The sequence below is a fragment of the Algoriphagus boseongensis genome (genome assembly GCF_004362805.1).
Taxonomy (GTDB): Bacteria; Bacteroidota; Bacteroidia; order Cytophagales; family Cyclobacteriaceae; genus Algoriphagus; species Algoriphagus boseongensis.
In genome coordinates, this window is sequence record NZ_SNYF01000006.1 from 727,785 (window position 1) to 743,538 (window position 15,754).

General features: G+C 41.7%; 18 protein-coding genes and 1 tRNA gene. 10 read left to right on the forward strand and 9 right to left on the reverse strand.

Annotation, left to right across the window (positions count from 1 at the left end; all coding sequences use genetic code 11):
• Positions 1 to 33: 33 nt before the first annotated feature.
• The gene (locus DFQ04_RS10805; RefSeq protein ID WP_133555666.1) at positions 34 to 1,035 is read left to right on the forward strand and encodes a PD40 domain-containing protein; all 1,002 of its coding nucleotides are present in this window, start codon (positions 34 to 36) and stop codon (positions 1,033 to 1,035) included.
• A 95-nt stretch (positions 1,036 to 1,130) separates the two neighbouring features.
• On the opposite strand, the gene DFQ04_RS10810 is transcribed toward DFQ04_RS10805, so the two are convergent.
• Complete coding sequence (locus DFQ04_RS10810; RefSeq protein ID WP_133555668.1) at positions 1,131 to 1,988, reverse strand: hypothetical protein; 858 nt, start codon at positions 1,986 to 1,988, stop codon at positions 1,131 to 1,133.
• A 203-nt stretch (positions 1,989 to 2,191) separates the two neighbouring features.
• Positions 2,192 to 3,898 (reverse strand): amidohydrolase, encoded by a 1,707-nt coding sequence (locus DFQ04_RS10815; RefSeq protein ID WP_133555669.1) that lies wholly within the window; start codon positions 3,896 to 3,898, stop codon positions 2,192 to 2,194.
• 141 nt (positions 3,899 to 4,039) lie between these two features.
• Between DFQ04_RS10815 and DFQ04_RS10820 the strand changes: the two genes are divergently transcribed.
• Entirely contained in the window at positions 4,040 to 4,288 is a 249-nt protein-coding gene (locus tag DFQ04_RS10820; RefSeq protein ID WP_133555671.1) for a type II toxin-antitoxin system ParD family antitoxin, read from the forward strand.
• Entirely contained in the window at positions 4,281 to 4,580 is a 300-nt protein-coding gene (locus DFQ04_RS10825; RefSeq protein WP_133555673.1) for a type II toxin-antitoxin system RelE/ParE family toxin, read from the forward strand. Before DFQ04_RS10820 ends, DFQ04_RS10825 begins: the two co-directional genes overlap by 8 nt.
• Before the next feature lie 25 nt (positions 4,581 to 4,605).
• Here DFQ04_RS10825 and DFQ04_RS10830 read toward each other — a convergent pair whose 3' ends face one another.
• Positions 4,606 to 6,690 (reverse strand): T9SS type A sorting domain-containing protein, encoded by a 2,085-nt coding sequence (locus tag DFQ04_RS10830; RefSeq protein WP_133555675.1) that lies wholly within the window; start codon positions 6,688 to 6,690, stop codon positions 4,606 to 4,608.
• Positions 6,691 to 6,783: 93 nt separating this feature from the next.
• Here DFQ04_RS10830 and DFQ04_RS10835 point away from each other — a divergent pair, with 93 nt between their 5' ends.
• Complete coding sequence (locus DFQ04_RS10835; protein ID WP_133555677.1) at positions 6,784 to 8,079, forward strand: UDP-N-acetylmuramoyl-tripeptide--D-alanyl-D-alanine ligase; 1,296 nt, start codon at positions 6,784 to 6,786, stop codon at positions 8,077 to 8,079.
• A gap of 87 nt (positions 8,080 to 8,166) precedes the next feature.
• On the forward strand, positions 8,167 to 8,844 hold the full coding sequence (locus DFQ04_RS10840) for a DUF2461 domain-containing protein (protein ID WP_133555679.1): 678 nt from the start codon (positions 8,167 to 8,169) through the stop codon (positions 8,842 to 8,844).
• Here DFQ04_RS10840 and DFQ04_RS10845 read toward each other — a convergent pair.
• The gene (locus tag DFQ04_RS10845) at positions 8,839 to 9,252 is read right to left on the reverse strand and encodes a hypothetical protein (RefSeq protein ID WP_133555681.1); all 414 of its coding nucleotides are present in this window, start codon (positions 9,250 to 9,252) and stop codon (positions 8,839 to 8,841) included. The genes DFQ04_RS10840 and DFQ04_RS10845 overlap by 6 nt on opposite strands.
• A gap of 194 nt (positions 9,253 to 9,446) precedes the next feature.
• Here DFQ04_RS10845 and DFQ04_RS10850 point away from each other — a divergent pair, with 194 nt between their 5' ends.
• The gene (locus DFQ04_RS10850; protein ID WP_133555683.1) at positions 9,447 to 10,109 is read left to right on the forward strand and encodes a YbjQ family protein; all 663 of its coding nucleotides are present in this window, start codon (positions 9,447 to 9,449) and stop codon (positions 10,107 to 10,109) included.
• A gap of 182 nt (positions 10,110 to 10,291) precedes the next feature.
• Here the strand turns inward: DFQ04_RS10850 and DFQ04_RS10855 are convergent.
• The 3 genes from DFQ04_RS10855 to DFQ04_RS10865 form a co-directional block, all read right to left on the reverse strand.
• Positions 10,292 to 10,368: transfer RNA gene (locus DFQ04_RS10855), tRNA-Ala, on the reverse strand.
• Positions 10,369 to 10,474: 106 nt separating this feature from the next.
• The gene (gene recR / locus DFQ04_RS10860) at positions 10,475 to 11,083 is read right to left on the reverse strand and encodes a recombination mediator RecR (RefSeq protein WP_133555686.1); all 609 of its coding nucleotides are present in this window, start codon (positions 11,081 to 11,083) and stop codon (positions 10,475 to 10,477) included.
• Positions 11,084 to 11,094: 11 nt separating this feature from the next.
• On the reverse strand, positions 11,095 to 11,388 hold the full coding sequence (locus tag DFQ04_RS10865; RefSeq protein WP_133555688.1) for an ATP-dependent Clp protease adaptor ClpS: 294 nt from the start codon (positions 11,386 to 11,388) through the stop codon (positions 11,095 to 11,097).
• Between the two features lie 52 nt (positions 11,389 to 11,440).
• On the opposite strand from DFQ04_RS10865, the gene DFQ04_RS10870 reads away from it, so the two are divergent.
• On the forward strand, positions 11,441 to 12,886 hold the full coding sequence (locus DFQ04_RS10870; protein ID WP_133555690.1) for a sodium:solute symporter: 1,446 nt from the start codon (positions 11,441 to 11,443) through the stop codon (positions 12,884 to 12,886).
• Here the strand turns inward: DFQ04_RS10870 and DFQ04_RS10875 are convergent.
• Complete coding sequence (locus tag DFQ04_RS10875; RefSeq protein ID WP_133555692.1) at positions 12,883 to 13,221, reverse strand: MGMT family protein; 339 nt, start codon at positions 13,219 to 13,221, stop codon at positions 12,883 to 12,885. The two genes, DFQ04_RS10870 and DFQ04_RS10875, sit on opposite strands and share 4 nt — an antisense overlap.
• The gene (locus DFQ04_RS10880; RefSeq protein ID WP_133555694.1) at positions 13,202 to 14,095 is read right to left on the reverse strand and encodes a mechanosensitive ion channel family protein; all 894 of its coding nucleotides are present in this window, start codon (positions 14,093 to 14,095) and stop codon (positions 13,202 to 13,204) included. Before DFQ04_RS10880 ends, DFQ04_RS10875 begins: the two co-directional genes overlap by 20 nt.
• Before the next feature lie 56 nt (positions 14,096 to 14,151).
• Here DFQ04_RS10880 and DFQ04_RS10885 point away from each other — a divergent pair, with 56 nt between their 5' ends.
• The 3 genes from DFQ04_RS10885 to DFQ04_RS10895 are packed head-to-tail and all read left to right on the forward strand — an operon-like array spanning position 14,152 to position 15,754.
• Positions 14,152 to 14,829: an SDR family NAD(P)-dependent oxidoreductase gene (locus tag DFQ04_RS10885; RefSeq protein ID WP_133555696.1), complete on the forward strand. Its 678-nt coding sequence runs from the start codon at positions 14,152 to 14,154 to the stop codon at positions 14,827 to 14,829.
• A 2-nt stretch (positions 14,830 to 14,831) separates the two neighbouring features.
• Positions 14,832 to 15,290, forward strand: coding sequence for a nuclear transport factor 2 family protein (locus tag DFQ04_RS10890; RefSeq protein WP_133555698.1), 459 nt, complete (start codon positions 14,832 to 14,834; stop codon positions 15,288 to 15,290).
• Positions 15,291 to 15,298: 8 nt separating this feature from the next.
• Entirely contained in the window at positions 15,299 to 15,754 is a 456-nt protein-coding gene (locus DFQ04_RS10895; protein ID WP_133555700.1) for a hypothetical protein, read from the forward strand.

Genomic DNA, 15,754 nt, shown 5'->3' on the forward strand with positions numbered 1-15,754 from the left:
TTTTTCTTCACCTAAGTTTTAAATGATCTTTTTATGAAATCCTATTCCGCCTTAATTCTTTGCTTAGTTTTTGGTTTCTCTTTGGGATGTGCACCAAAATTTAAAAATGGGCAGTTTCCTGAAGAACCAGTTAATCTTCGGGAAATCAACTCTCCCTATGACGATATCAATTCTGATATTCCTTTCATTACTCATCAGGTCCCATTGGTCTTTTCAACCAACCGGTCTAATGCTCAAACTCGAGATTTCAACTTGACTGTTGCCTTTATTGACTTCAACTGGGACAAGTCGGAAGGACTATTGACCTTTAATTCTTCCAATACCTTGTTTGATCCCAAATTTGATTCCTTTCGAGATATGGTCAGAAGAACTGAATCTTCTTCAAATGAAAAAGGCCCATACAGCTTTATAGAAAGCTCTTCGGGACAAATATTACTTTATAGCCGGGAAGAAAATGGGGTTTATTCCATTCATGTTGAGCCAGAAAAAGTGGATTTTAAAGGGCGAATTGCTCCTAAATTTAGAATTATGGGAAATTCTGGAAGTGAAATGTATCCCAGTTTTTATGGGAAGGAATTTTTAAAAGGGGCAGAGACTAATTCTAAAGGTAGACCGGAACTGCTTTTGTTTACCTCAGACCAAGAAGGACACTTTGATATTTATGAAGCCGATATTCCCTCTTCTCAAAGTGTACTTCAATTTTTGCTAACAATGGAGACTAAGACTTTGCGAAAACTGAGCCTAAATACTACTGCCAATGAGCATATGCCTTTTGTTTATGGAGATATTTTGGTCTTTTCATCAGATCGGCCTGGAGGCTATGGAGGATACGATTTGTATTATTCCCAAAAAACCGGCAGTGGCTGGTCTGAACCGGTAAATTTTGGCCCAAAAATCAATTCGGAATTTGACGAATATCGCCCGGTGGTTTCCGATGCCATCGACTTCAGCAATCGCCTGATGATCTTCTCCTCCAATCGTCCCGGTGGGATGGGAGGATTTGATCTGTATTTTGTGGGGATTCCGAAGTTTTGAGAAGAGGGTAATTTTAGTTTAGCAATTTCCCATTAATCTTCAAAGAATCAGGTAAGGCTTAACTGCTAGTAGAGGCTAATTTTTCACCCCAAAGTCTATTCATAATTGTAAAGTAAAAGAGCTTCTCTTGTAAGATTTCTTGTCTTTCGATCGTAGGCACCAGAAAATATATTCAACCCAATTCCTGTCATGGTCAATGGGATTAAGGTCTTATTTAGAGCCGAAGATTGAGGTTCGGAAGCTAAGGCAAAAAATATGATTCCAAATTGAACAGCTGTATTGGCTACCTGAGCTACGGTGCTTACTTTTTGTCTGCTGAAGATTTTGTCATACAATTCTCGAACCTCTGGCTTCGATTGCATACGAGACATTACTTGACTTTTGTCCAGCTTCATAGGGCCTTCGTAGATGTCGATTTTTGACCCAAAAAACCCTGCACTTTCGTCCATACTGAGAAACACCTCCTCACCTCCTGAATAATGATAGGCATTGAAATCGTTGATGGTGCTTTGGATTCTACGCTCAGAATCCCCGACGAGAATGTTTCCCGTGCTTTGTAAAACCCCTCCTCCAAAAGAAGCACAAAACCATGGACGGACGTTGGCCGGGGTAATTTCATTTGTAAATAAATAGGCAATGGAGCCAATCGTGATGGCTATCCCTGAGAGACGGATGCCATTTCCCCAATTCTTTTTTCGCTGGTACCCCTCGAACTTAAAGTCTTCATTTTGTACTGAATTGAGCAAGGCAGCAACCTGTTTGGGACTTGATTTCTCTCCATCAAGGAAGTAGGTGGTTTTGTTGAAAAAGCCCTCTTTGAAAGAGATTATGGGTTGCTGTGAATAACTTCCCGAAAAATAGGAGGGAGAGTTTGGGGTAGTTTGTGCAAAAGCCACATTCATAGGTGCCAAAAAAAATAGGACTAGGATCGATCTCAAAAATTTGTTTTCCATAAGGCTGATTTCAATTTTCAACTACTTAAATCGTAAACGAACAACTTAAATGAAAGTTATTTAATAGGAGATTTTTTAAAAATCCTTTTTTGTTCATCTCCAGATTTAAAAAAACCTTCCAGGTTTTAAAACATGGAAGGTCTAGCTCAACTGTTTACGACTTTCTAAATTCTGCCTATTGAGACTGAATACTGATCACTGGCTTACTGCTTCCTAAACACTACTTTTCCTCCAACCACGGTCATGGCCACCTGTGTTTGCAGAATCTCATCTTCCGGGATTTCCATGATGTTTTTGTCGAAAACGGTGAAATCAGCTGCTTTTCCCACTTGGATCGATCCTTTGAAATTTTCTTCAAACTCAGCATAGGCTCCGTCCAAGGTATAGGATTTCAAGGCCTGCTCTCGGGTCATTTTCTGATCGGCTTCATAGCCTCCCTCCGGAAGTCCTTGCAGGGTTTTCCGTGTGACAGAAGCATAAAAGGAAGGAATGGCATCTACAGGTTCCACGGGAGCATCGGTTCCATTAGTGACTACCGCTCCAGTCTGCATCAGTTTTTGCCATACATAGGCGCCGTCGATGATTCGCTTTTCTCCTAGACGATTGATTGCCCAAGGACGATCTGAACTCAAATGAATGGCCTGCATGGCTGCAATCACTCCCAACTGACCAAATCTTGGAATATCATCCGGATGGATATGCTGGGCATGCTCGATACGGAAACGATGGTCTTTGGTATCAGGATATTTGGCAAAAGCCATTTCGTACCGATCCAAAATCTCCTGATTGGCGCGGTCTCCGATGGCATGTGAACAAACCTGGAAGCCAAGTGGCAGGGCTTTTTCAGAAACCTCACTGACCACTGACATAGGCAAAGTCTCATGGCCACGATGTCCCGGCTTATCAGAATAATCTTCCAGCAGCCAAGCTCCCCAAGGTCCCAAAGCCCCATCGCAATTCAGTTTAATGGATCGAACCGTCACAAAATGATCAGGATCGATCATTGGACCTTTTTTGTACCACTCTTCTAAAAGCTCAGGCTGACGACCAGTGAGCATGATGTATAGGCGGGAAGTTAATTTTCCTTCGTTTTTGAATTTAGTCACCAAGTCAATGACCTCTTGACCAGAACCCGCATCGTGGAAGGATGTGATGCCTTTTTCTGCCAATTCTTGCAAAGCCAATCGAAGCGCTTCCTCGTTTTTCTCAGGGGTGGTTTCTGGGATGAGTTTAGCGACCAAGCTGGAAGCTCTTTCCACCAAAATTCCGGTAGGATTTCCCAATTCGTCACGAAGAACTTCTCCGCCCTCTACCTCTTGAGTAGGTTTTTCGCTTCGTAAAGGATTGATTCCTGCAAGCTCCATGGCCTTTTGGTTGACAAAAGAAGCGTGACCGGAAGCATGGGCTAAGTAAACCGGGTTGTTTGGGGTGACTGCGCTGAGGGATTCGTGCGTTTGAAAGCCTTTGACGGTTTTGTCGGGCATCTGAATCCACTTGTCCTGATGCCAACCCCGACCGGTAATCCAATCGCCAGGCTTTGCATTAGCGGCGGCTTCTGCTACTTTTTGGATGAGTTCATCGTAGGTTTTGACGCCCATTAAGTCGATCTCCAACTTGTTGTAGCCGATACCCATCAGGTGTCCATGGGATTCGATAAAGCCAGGAGTCATAGTTTTTCCTTGCAGGTCGATTACTTCAGTAGACTCACCCACATAGGCTTGAATTTCTTCGGAAGTACCCACAGCCAGGATCAAACCGTCTTTTACAGCCACGGCTTCGACTTTTGGATTGGATTCGTCGACGGTGTAGATGACCCCATTTAGGTAAACCGAGTCAGCTGGATTTTCGGGGCCGGAGGTACAGGCCCAAGCGAAAAGGGCCAGAAAAAGGAATAAGTATAAGTTCTTCATGGATTTATAATTCTTTTCCGAAGCTAGAGTTTTTAATGGATAGGGGCAAATGAGATTATTCAAAGGGGGATTCAATAAATCAGGTTATTGAAAAGTTTTATTGAGTACCAGTTTTTGGTAATTTTAGAAAAAAGAAAATTTATGGGACGCAATACTTCAGTTTCTTTAGGCGATTACTTTGAGGAGTTTGTGGATAGCAAAGTATCTGAAGGAAGATATTCAAGCGCCAGTGAAGTGATCCGAGCAGGGCTCCGGCTATTGGAGGAAGAAGAAAATAAATTGTTAGCCTTAAAAAATGCGGTTCAGGAAGGGATTGAAAGCGGGATTGTTAAAGACTTTGATCCTGAGAAGCATCTAGAATCACTGAAAGCCAAAAAAAGGAATGGCTAGTTATTTTTTGTCCCAAAAAGCCATTGATGATTTATCCGCAATTTGGGAATACACATTTGAAACTTGGTCAGAACAACAAGCGGATAATTACTATTGGCAGCTTTTAGAGGATTGCAAAAATGTGGCTGAGAATCAGTTCTTAGGAAAGCAGTATCCCGAAATCAGTCAGGAAATTTTTGGATTTAAGTCCGGGGAGCATTTGATTTTTTATAGAAAATTGAACCCATCCTCCATTGAGGTAATCCGGATTCTGCACTCCAGGATGGATTTGAAAAGAAGAATTCAGGATTGAGCCACAAATCAGCGGTAAAAAGAAGTCACCTTACTAATACCTTCTTCACCACCACCTTTCGATCATCGGTTTCCAGTTGCAAAAAGTAAATCCCCGGATTCAAGGTTTGAGTTTGGATTTCAATTTCTCGGTTAGCTGGGATGTTGATTTCATCCAATAGAATCTGTCCCAAAGAGGAAATCAGTCTGCCTTTGGCGGCTGTGTTTGAAATTACCTTTACTGGCCCGGAGCTAGGGTTAGGATAGACTTTAACTAACAACTCACCGTCATTGGATGAATCCGATTTATCTGAACTTAGATAAGTTAGTCCTCCGCCTCGAGTACCCAAGATCAGGTCTACATTTTTATCGAAACCGGAATTGACTACCGAGATCCAAGTATTTCGCCCCAGTCGGGGAGGAAGATTTTGATTTCCGATTTTGATCAGGACTTCTTCTCGGACTTCTGCATTCATAAAATCTTGAATAAGAAAAACCCTACCAGTCTGATCTACAGCATATAAATCCGGTTTTTCCTGAATTCTCACCGCTATGCTTAGATTCCTGTTCGCAGGATTGTCCTGAAATCCGAGGAAATTGGTGGACTTCAAACTGACAGTTTTGGCTTCCAAATCCACTTCATACAAGGTTAAACTCCCGTTTTGAGCAGCGATGAGTAGGTGATCTTTGCCTTGGTAAGGGAAAAAAGTCAGCTGATCTCCTACCCGCGGCGATAAACCAGCGAGTGCATAATCTGTCCAGTTTTCTCCTTGATTTCGAAGCAAAACCTGGGAAGGAACCCCATTCACAGTTCGAACTCCCGAGACAAGGAAATAGGATTGATTTTTTACACTTCCGTATTCTATCAGTTGGAGATCAAGTAAGTTGAGTGAGGACAGGTTTAAATAATCGGAATTCAACACCTCAAATTGATTTCCGCTATAGCTCAATCGATATGCTTGACCGACTACATTTTCGCCCTTTTTGCTATTTGCAGTGAGCCAGAGTTCTCCGGAAAAGACATTCCCCTTAAAATAGGGTCGGGTATTTTCACCCAAATCGAAGAGTTGATTTTGAAGAAATGGACTGATGGAGCCAGTGCTTTTCTCCATTTTGACCACTGAACTGGCGAAATCTATACGAAATGGAGCTGCCGTTTCATTCGTGTTTAAACTGACCATCAAATCATTCCCAATCGTTTGGGCAGTATGGAATCTTGGGAAAACCGGCAATGTCCCGAATCCAGGTAAATCATTGGATAAGGAATCGAATCGAGGACTGCTGGAAGTCCCTTTATTGGGAAGAAAGTAAAGTGTATTACACTCATCACGACCCAAGAGCAAATCAGGAACTCCATCTCCCGTAAAATCCTGATATAAAATACTATGCCCTCCCGCATGTTGGATTCTTGCATTTTCCTGAGTCCTGCCACCTGATTCCAAAGGTCTTCCATCGCAGGTTTGTCCCCAAGAAAATGTTCCGCAGCCGCAGAATTCAAAATTCCCCCAATGTCTGATAGGGAAAGCAAATCCGTCAATATCTGGAATTCCCTTTCTCTCTATCGAGGTATTTCGATAAAACTCCAAATAGTCCCCTTGGGCAAAGTTGAAAATCACCAGATCCAAATCCCCGTCTACATCCAAATCCTGTAAGAGAGGGGTGTCCAGGTTGTTTGCTGGGATATTATTCGCGCCATCAAGCTTCAGAAAATTTTGGGCCAAAGTCCAGGAAATCTGAGTCCCGTTTGAGGTGTTTTTATAGGCTCTTATCCCAAGAGGAGTGGAGGTAAACAAGTCCTTTTTGCCATCTCGATCAAAATCTGCCAAGACCAAAAAACCACTGATATCGGTTGGAAAGAAATAGCTGAGTTCTGGTCTGAGCTTGAAATTCTCCCCGCTTTTTTCAAAAATCTGAAGTTGTCTGGAGTTGATATCCCAGATTACCCACTCCTCATTTCCATCACCGGTGAGGTCTAAAGTCTGGATTTGAGCGGAGTTGATTCCCAAAGAAAAACCAGAGGAGAGCGACTGTCCATTTACCTGGATGGATTTGCTTTCGTCTATTTCAAAAACCGTCTGGGCCAGGGCATTTTGGAAAAGAAAAAGAAAAATGAAGGCAAGGGGTTTTTGCATGACTTTGCGAAGCTGAAACTTCAAAATAAAACGAAACTCTCTCCCCAAAGATGTAAAGGATTGCGTTATTTTGGGAAGAAATTTTACCCAAAGATGAATCTGGATATCCTCTACCAACTCTTCCTCCAAAGCACAGGAGTGAGCACTGATACTCGAAAAATCGATCAAGGAAATCTCTTTTTTGCCCTGAAAGGACCCAATTTCAACGCAAATGAATTTGCGGCAAAAGCCTTGGAAATGGGAGCCTCTGCGGTGGTAATTGATGAAGCGAAGTATTTTGTCGAGGATGACGAGCGGTATTTTATCTGCGAAGATGTCTTGAGTACCCTTCAGCAGATATCTACTTATCATCGAAGAAAATTCGTTATTCCAGTAATTGGTCTGACAGGTTCCAATGGGAAAACTACTTCAAAGGAGCTTTTGAATGCCGTTTTGAAGCAAAAGTTCAATACCCTAGCCACCACAGGTAACCTCAACAACCATATCGGAGTGCCCTTGACTTTGCTCCGTATCAAGCCTGAGCACGAGATCGCGATCATTGAAATGGGGGCCAACAAGCAAGGGGACATTAAAGAGCTTTGCGCTATTGCAGAGCCTACGCATGGGTTTATCACCAATATCGGCAAGGCCCATTTAGAAGGTATGGGTGGTCCTGAAGGCGTCTTAAAAACCAAAACAGAACTCTACCAGCATCTCAGAGCAAATGGAGGGACCGTCTTCATCAATACCCAGGACCCCATCCTTTCCAATATGATCAAGCGCTTTGAGAATCCAGTCCTGTACCCGGCCAAGGGGGATTTTTGTGAGGTGAATTTTCTTGGAGCTGATCCCTTTGTGAAATTCTCAGTAGAAGGAGTAGAGGGAGAGCATCTTACTTCCCTCATTGGGGCATACAACTTTGGGAATATTGCCAATGCTTTGACCATCGGGAAATTTTTTGGAGTTCCAATGGAAAAAGCTGTAGCAGGAATTGTCGGTTACAAACCTGAGAATATGCGCTCTCAGTTAATGGAAAAGCGCAGCAATCTGATCATCCTGGATGCGTACAATGCCAATCCATCGAGCATGGAAGCCGCCATTCGAACATTTGGGGTGATGCAAGGCAAAAAGCATAAAATGATCATCCTTGGAGATATGTTTGAGCTAGGAGAGCATGCCGAAGCTGAGCATAGAAGACTTGGAGAAATCGTCAGTGAATATCCCATCGATAAAGTTTGCTTTACCGGAAAATTAATCGTTTCAGCTCTGGAAAAAGCTCCCAAAGCCCTGTATTTCCCTGATCCATTTTCATTTAGAAACTGGCTAGAAGACAGTAAGCTCGAGGATTATTTGATCCTAATTAAGGGTAGTAGAGGAATGAAGTTGGAGACCTTGGTCGATTTTATTTAAACTAGACTTCTTTTGGAATAGTTAGATAAAAAGAGATTCAACTGACTTTCAATAACTTTAAACTTCCCACTTTAAACTCCATATATTATGCGTCCCTATCTTGAATTTCTTTCTGCCTTGGCTCAAAACAACCACAAAGAATGGATGGACGCCAATAAAAAATGGTATTTGGAGACACGAGAGGGGTTTCTGGAGGATGTAGGGATTTTGCTAAAGGAATTGAGTGAAATAGAACCTGAGCTTTCTGCCTACAAACCCAAGGATTGTGTTTTCAGACAGAATCGAGACATTCGTTTCTCAAACAATAAAGATCCTTATAAGACCAATTTCGGAGCTTACTTTTCCCCAAAAGGGAAGAAGTCCCCAGGTCCTGGATATTATTTGCAGGTTCAGCCGGGAAATTCCTTTTTGGCAGGGGGGATTTGGATGCCTGAAGCGGATACGCTAAAGAAAATCCGAAAGGAAATTGATTACAGCGGGAAGGAGTTGGAACAGATTGAAAATGACCCTGAGTTCAAAAAATTATTCAAAGGAATCGAGGGAGAAAAGCTGAAAACCAGTCCTAGAGAATACGAGGCAGACCATCCTTATATCGAATATTTGCGGCTAAAAAGCTTTACGGTTTCTCATCCCATTTCGGATAAGGCCGTTGAATCGGGAGCATTTTTGACTTTTGCTTTTGATGGTTTTAAAAGAATGAAGCCCTTTAATGATTTTCTCTCCCGGGCAATCGAAGATGTGGAGGACGGATCAGGGATTTTATAAATCAAAGTCACTAACCTGGAATTCATACTCTTCCATGGCTACATTTTCAGGATTTTGAGGGTCAGTTTGGATGAATTGAACGGTAATTTGGTCGTATTCTTTTGCATTTTCAAAATCTCTGAGATAGAGTTCAGCACACTTTCTTGCTAGAATCTCCCGTTGACTGGATAAAATTTTAGGGTCTCCATTTCCAAGCTTTAGAAAAATGGTGGAACCCGTCTCACTGGATTTATTCAAGCCCACATTCATTTCCTGAAAATTCCCCAAGGCCCTGATTTCATCTGAGGGCATAAACCCTTCTCCCATCATGGCTTCCATTCCTTGGAAAGCAAAGTGCGCAATTTGCTCAGGCTCGCAGGCACATGAACTTAAAATAGAGATCAAGGAGATAAAAAGTAATTTTTTCATAGATCAGAGAAGTTCTTGATCTAAAAATAGCAAATAGATTTTAACTGGGGTTCGGCTACTCAAAGCATTTGGGGTAAGGGTTAAGACGTTGTGACTTTTGTCACATAAGTAGCTGGATGCAGTCAAATGAAGTGTTTTTTGCAGTTAAAAAATTTACCTTGAAGTGTCTTCAACTTTAAACCCAAAGAAGCACTATGAGCCTCCATTGTAAAAACTGCAACCACCAAATCAAGACTGGATTTTTGAAAGGTAAGGGTGAAATTACAGGCAACCCTGTTGCCTTTATTCATGCCTTTACTAATAACCGAGCTGAATCTTATTGTTCCAATTGTATCGATGATCAGCTCCTTCAAGCGAAATCAAATTTTGAGAAAGAATTGAAGTCCACCAAGGACCTTTTGGAAAAAGGGTTTTCGAATTTGCCCATCTTGAGTATACACCAACCTCTTCATTGGGATTATGAGGTGGTAGGGATGGTAACTTCCCAATCTGTAATCGGTACGGGATTGGTTTCTGAAATCACTGCAAGCTGGACGGATTTTTTCGGAAAGGAATCCAACACTTTTAATGATAAAATCAAAAAAGGTGAAGAAAATTGCATGAATCAGCTTAGAACCAAGGCGCTTTTAATGGGTGCACATGCGATTATTGGAACTGATATCGATTATTCTGAAGTAGGTTCAGGGAAGGGCATGCTGATGGTTTGTATGGCAGGTACAGCTATCAAAATCAAAAATGCCAAAGAAATTAATTACGACTTAGAAGGCTATTCTAAACTTTCCCAAGCCAAGGAGAGATTAGAAGTTTTGGCCAAAATAGATGTAGACAAAGAGACTCTTTATCATTTTGTTTCTTAGCCCCAGGTAAAAAATAAAGGCTTGCAAAATCTGCAAGCCTTTAAAGTGGAGGATAATGGTCCACGATAGCTATCGGGACGAACCGATCACCTTTCTGAATTTATTCGTGAAGCTTTTTTGCTTGCTGAGCAAATCCAATAAAAACTTAAAAAGAAAAAAGCTCCACATTTCTGTGAAGCTTTTGGTGGAGGATAACGGATTCGAACCGATGACCTCTACACTGCCAGTGTAGCGCTCTAGCCAACTGAGCTAATCCCCCATTTATCATTCAGAAGCTCTAGCCTCCCGATAGCTATCGTGGATGAGCTAATCCCCCGAATTGGTGTGCAAATATAGAACGGGAATGTTTGCCCGCAAATATTTCTTTAATCCTGAGAGTAATTTATTCGGGTAAGTATACTTCTTCCCAAGGTCACTTCATCTGTAAACTCCAATTCCCCTCCCACAGGAATTCCTCTAGCAATGGTGCTTACCTTAACCCCTGAGTCCTTCAGTCTTTTACTCAAATAAAAGGATGTAGTGTCTCCCTCCATAGTAGCAGAAAGGGCCAAAATAACCTCTTTGGCTTCTCCTGTTCCTATTCTGAAGATCAAGCTTTCGATTTTCAAATCGTCAGGTCCAATTCCTTGTATCGGTGAAATTACTCCACCTAAAACATGATATAAGCCAGAAAATTGATTGGTATTTTCAATTGCCAAAACATCCCGAATGTCCTCAACTACGCAGATGATACTACGGTCTCTTCTATGGCTTTGACAAATGCTGCAAACTTCCTGATCTGAAATATTATGGCAGGTTTGGCAATACGAGATTTCTTTGCGCATCCTAGTGATTGCCAATGCCAAAGCTTCAGTCACGGCTTCATTCTGCTTTAGCAAATGTAAGGCAAGTCGGAGTGCAGTTTTTTTTCCAATACCCGGGAGTCTGGAAATTTCAGTTACTGCGTCTTCAATAAGTTTGGAGGGGAAGTTCAAGGAAATGGGATTTACACTATAGCAGCTTGAATACCTTCTTCTAGGATTGCCTCGCAAAGAGGCTTTAATTCAGATCGAGAGCCTTTTTTTACAGAGCATTTTCCTTTATAATGGATAATCAAGGTGCATTGTTCAGCTTGCTCGGGACTATGCTTGCACACCTTGATCAGTACATTGATCACGTGCTCAAAAGTATTCACATCGTCGTTGAACACGACCAAGTCAAAGGCCTCTTCATCTAACAGGTCTTCCAGCAGGATTTCTACTTCCTCAATTTCAGGTAGTGGGTAGCCAAATCTGTTCATTTTGCAAAATTAAGAATATTGGACAACTTAGCGAGGCTTATATCCCTGCTTTATGAATACCCAAATCGTTTTGTTGGTCATTTCGGCCTATTTTCTTTTACTTTTTTTGATTTCTTGGTTTACCTCCCGCAAAATTACCGTGGATACTTTTTTTACAGGAGACAGACAATCTCCCTGGTTCTTAGTCGCTTTCGGGATGATTGGGGCATCTCTCTCCGGGGTTACATTTATCTCAGTTCCTGGGGAAGTCGGCAATACTAACTTCTATTATTTCCAAGTTGTTTTGGGCTATACCTTGGGTTATTTCACCATAGCAAAAGTTCTCCTGCCCCTTTATTATCGCCTAAATCTGGTTTCGATTTATTCCTATTTGGAAGATCGCTTCGGGTTTTGGTCTTATAAAACAGGGGCTTTCTTTTTTATACTTTCCAGGGCATTAGGTTCTTCGCTTAGGGTCTATTTGGTGGCAAGTGTTTTACAACTTATTCTTTTTGATCCTTTGGGAATTCCGTTTTGGATCTCGGTATTGATCACCGTGGGACTGATTTGGCTTTACACCCATAGGGGAGGGATTAAGACGGTAGTTTGGACCGATACGCTCCAGACACTTTTTATGCTCTTAGCTGTAGTGATCACCATTTTCCTGATAGGAAAAGATTTGGGGATAAAAAGTCTTGGCGAGTACATCAGTTCGGTGGCCAGTGATCCAAGGTCAGAGATCTTTAACTGGGATTGGAAAGCTGGGACAAACTTCTTTAAACAGTTCGTTTCTGGTGCATTCATCACCATTGTCATGACCGGATTGGATCAGGACATGATGCAAAAAAATCTGACTTGCCGTACGATTGGAGACGCACAGAAAAATATGTTTTGGTTTACCGTAATTCTGGTGATTGTAAACCTGTTGTTTCTTTCCCTTGGGGTTATGCTTTACCTGTATGCCGAAACCAAAGGAGTTCAACTTCCAACCCGAAGCGATGAGTTGTTCCCATTGCTGGCAACCCAACATTTCTCAGCTTTTGCAGGAATTGTTTTTGTTTTAGGGATCACAGCTGCGGCCTATTCCAGTGCAGATTCAACTTTAACAGCCTTGACCACATCTTTTTGCATAGACTTTCTCCAGATTGAGAAAAAGTATGCTCCTGAGCACAGAGTGGCTATCCGTAAAAAAGTACACATAGCTTTTACCCTGTTGATGTTCGTTCTCATTTTGGCTTTTTACTGGCTCAATGATCAAAGTGTGATCAATTCAGTCTTTATTATAGCAGGCTATACCTATGGGCCACTTTTGGGACTTTATTCTTTTGGGTTATTTACCAAGTTAAAAGTAAAGGATCAGTTCACTCCCTTAATTGCAGTTTTGGCCCCAGTTACCACTTATGTCATTAGTCAAAACTCTGAAAAATGGCTTTTGGGATACAAATTCGGCTTTGAGGCCTTGATTTTGAATGGGGCTTTGATGTTTTTGGGACTCTATCTTTTTAGGAAAAAAGATTAAAAACCCAGTTCCTTCTCCGGGTCCCAAAAGATTTTTTCAAAATCTATGACCTTGTCATTTTCCACCCGAACTCCCTCCGCTTCCAAAAGCTCCTGCATTTTGGTAGGGGTCTCGAAATGATGCTTTCCGGTGAGAATTCCCTGTCTATTGACCACTCGCTGAGCAGGAACATCAGGCATGGTGTGGGCGGCGTTCATGGCATATCCCACCATCCTTGCTCCACTTTTTAATCCCAAATAATTGGCAATTGTGCCATAGCTGGTTACTCTTCCCTTCGGGATTTCTCTCACGACTTGGTATACCAAATCAAAGTAATTAGTCTTTTCTTGGCTCATGATTCAAGTCGAGTAAGGCTTGGGACAAATCTTTTTTTACCTGGATTTCTGTAGATTTTTCGTGGGTTTTGATCGGGAATTGGAATCGAACCAAAAGTGAATCCGCCTTTCTTTCCAAGATATTTAGCTGGGCGCCCTCTTTGTAGACCACTTCAGGATATTTTTCCAAAAGCTTAGTCAGTTGAGCTTCCAAGTCATTCAATTTGAGATCGATTTTGGAAGAAATTTCAGCATCCAAAATCACTTGATGCGTATTGTTTTTCGAATAATTCACCACATCTGAAGTAAGGGCAAGGGTATTCGGGATTAGGATGATTTCTCCTGAATCATTTTTTAACACCAAGTTGATTAAGGTAATATCCCTAATAAATCCGGTGTGCTTTCCGATTTGGATTTTGTCTCCGATCTCCAATTGATCGGAAAACATCATGATCAGGCCATTGACAATATTGGTAATGTATTCCTTGGTTAAAAGAGCTATAGCTGCAGCAACGATGGTGATACTGGTCAAAAATTCCAATGGTCTGATTCCAAAAGCCAGCATCAGCGAGATCAAAATGCCGATTACATTCAATAGGGTTGCTATCCGATCAATACCAATCATGAAGTTGGGTTGAACTTTTGAATCTTCTCGCTGCCTTAGATAAATCCTCAGGGTAATGATCCTTCCCAAGGAAATAATCAGGTTGGTGCTTAGTAGAAAAATTAAGGCTCTAAGGACATGGCCTAATAATTCATACTGTTCTAAGAAGGGTTCGACTACGGTTTTTCCTGCATAAAAAACCTCCAAAATGATCAATAGGACTAGTTTTATGATGAAGTTTCTCCTTCTTACATTTTCCTTGATTCGGATACTGGTTTTTAGATGATTCATGCCAATCGAAAAATTAGGGCTAATTTTAGCAAATATAGGACTGAAAAGACGGACAGATGAGTAGAAATATTATTGTGACAGGCGCAGCCGGAGCCTTAGGAAGTGCGGTAGTAGAAAAATTTAAGCGTGAGGGATATCGAGTGATTGCCCTTTTGAGACCTGATGCAGATGAAGTTTCGGAGGAGGCAGATGATAGCTACGAAGTAGATGTGACTGATGAAAAATCAGTGACCGAGTTTGTGAAGGAATACGAAATGCAATACGGGGATTTAGATGCGATTGCGATGATTGTGGGAGGATTTGCCATGGGTAATCTTGAAAAAACCACCCAAAAGGACATGAGCAAAATGATCCAATTGAATTTTTTCAGCGCTTTTCAGATGGTTCAGGGATTTTTGCCTTTGATGAAAAAACAACAAAAAGGGACCTTTCTTTTCGTAGGTGCAAGGCCTGCACTCCAACTGAAAGACGCCACAAGTTCAATCGCGTATGCCTTGAGTAAAAAATTGGTGATCTCGCTTGCAGAAATATTGGCTGAAGAAATCAAAGGGACAGATATCCGGAGTCATATCTTTGTTCCGAGTATTATCGATACGCCTGCCAATAGAGAAAGTATGCCTGACTCGGATTTTGGGAAGTGGGTAAATCCTGCTGAAATTGCCGAGGCGATGCATTACGCCGTCAATACCCCATCCTTGAGAAATATGACCTTTAAACTTTACGGAGGAGTCTGATCATGAAAAAAAGAATTTTATTTGCAGCCTTATCTGCCTTGCTGATCAATTTTGGTGCTTTTGCTCAGACGGAGGAACAAGCAGTAGAATTGGTAATTCGAAGTTTATTCGATGGAATGAGGGCAAAAAATGCTGATCAGGTAGCTTCTGTATTTTCTCCGGATGCGTTGATGCAAACTGTTTTGGCAAAACCAGAGGGAAGTACAGTAGGGAGTAATGCAGTAGCTGATTTTGTCACCCGGATTTCCTCCACTCCTGCTGAAACCCAGTTGGATGAGCGAATTCTGGACTATCAAATCAAGGTGGATGGCACTATGGCTGCTGCCTGGACACCTTATAAATTCTATGTAAATGGGAATTTCAGCCATTGTGGGGTGAATTCCTTTCAGCTGGTAAAAATGGCCGAGGGCTGGAAAATTGTATACATCATCGATACCCGAAGAAAAGAAAACTGCGAATAATAGGTTTTATGAAAGAATTGAAGGCTAAGGTTTACCAAACTGCTATAGACCAGCTGAAACAAAAGGAAAAATTGCTCGCTGAAGAGCGGAAAAATATCATTGAAAGTATTCTCGAAGAGGAAAAAAATAGTGCTGGAGACAAGTACGAAACCAGCCGGGAAATGATCACTCAGGATTTGAATTCCATCGAAAAACAGATCAATCAATGCAAATTTGATCTTGAGGAGATTTATCGACTGAATACCATTAAGGAAACTCCTCCAACTGTTCAAGAAGGAGCTTTAGTGAAGTTGGGGAACGACTGGTTTTTACTGGCGGTAAGCATTGGCCAGATAGCAGTCGACGGGTCCAAAGTTTTTCTTTTAAGCAAAAACTCCCCATTAGGCGAACTTTTGGTCGGAAAGAAAAAGAAAGATCAGGTCAATTTCAGAGGGAAAATGCAAATGATCGAAGAGTTGTTTTAA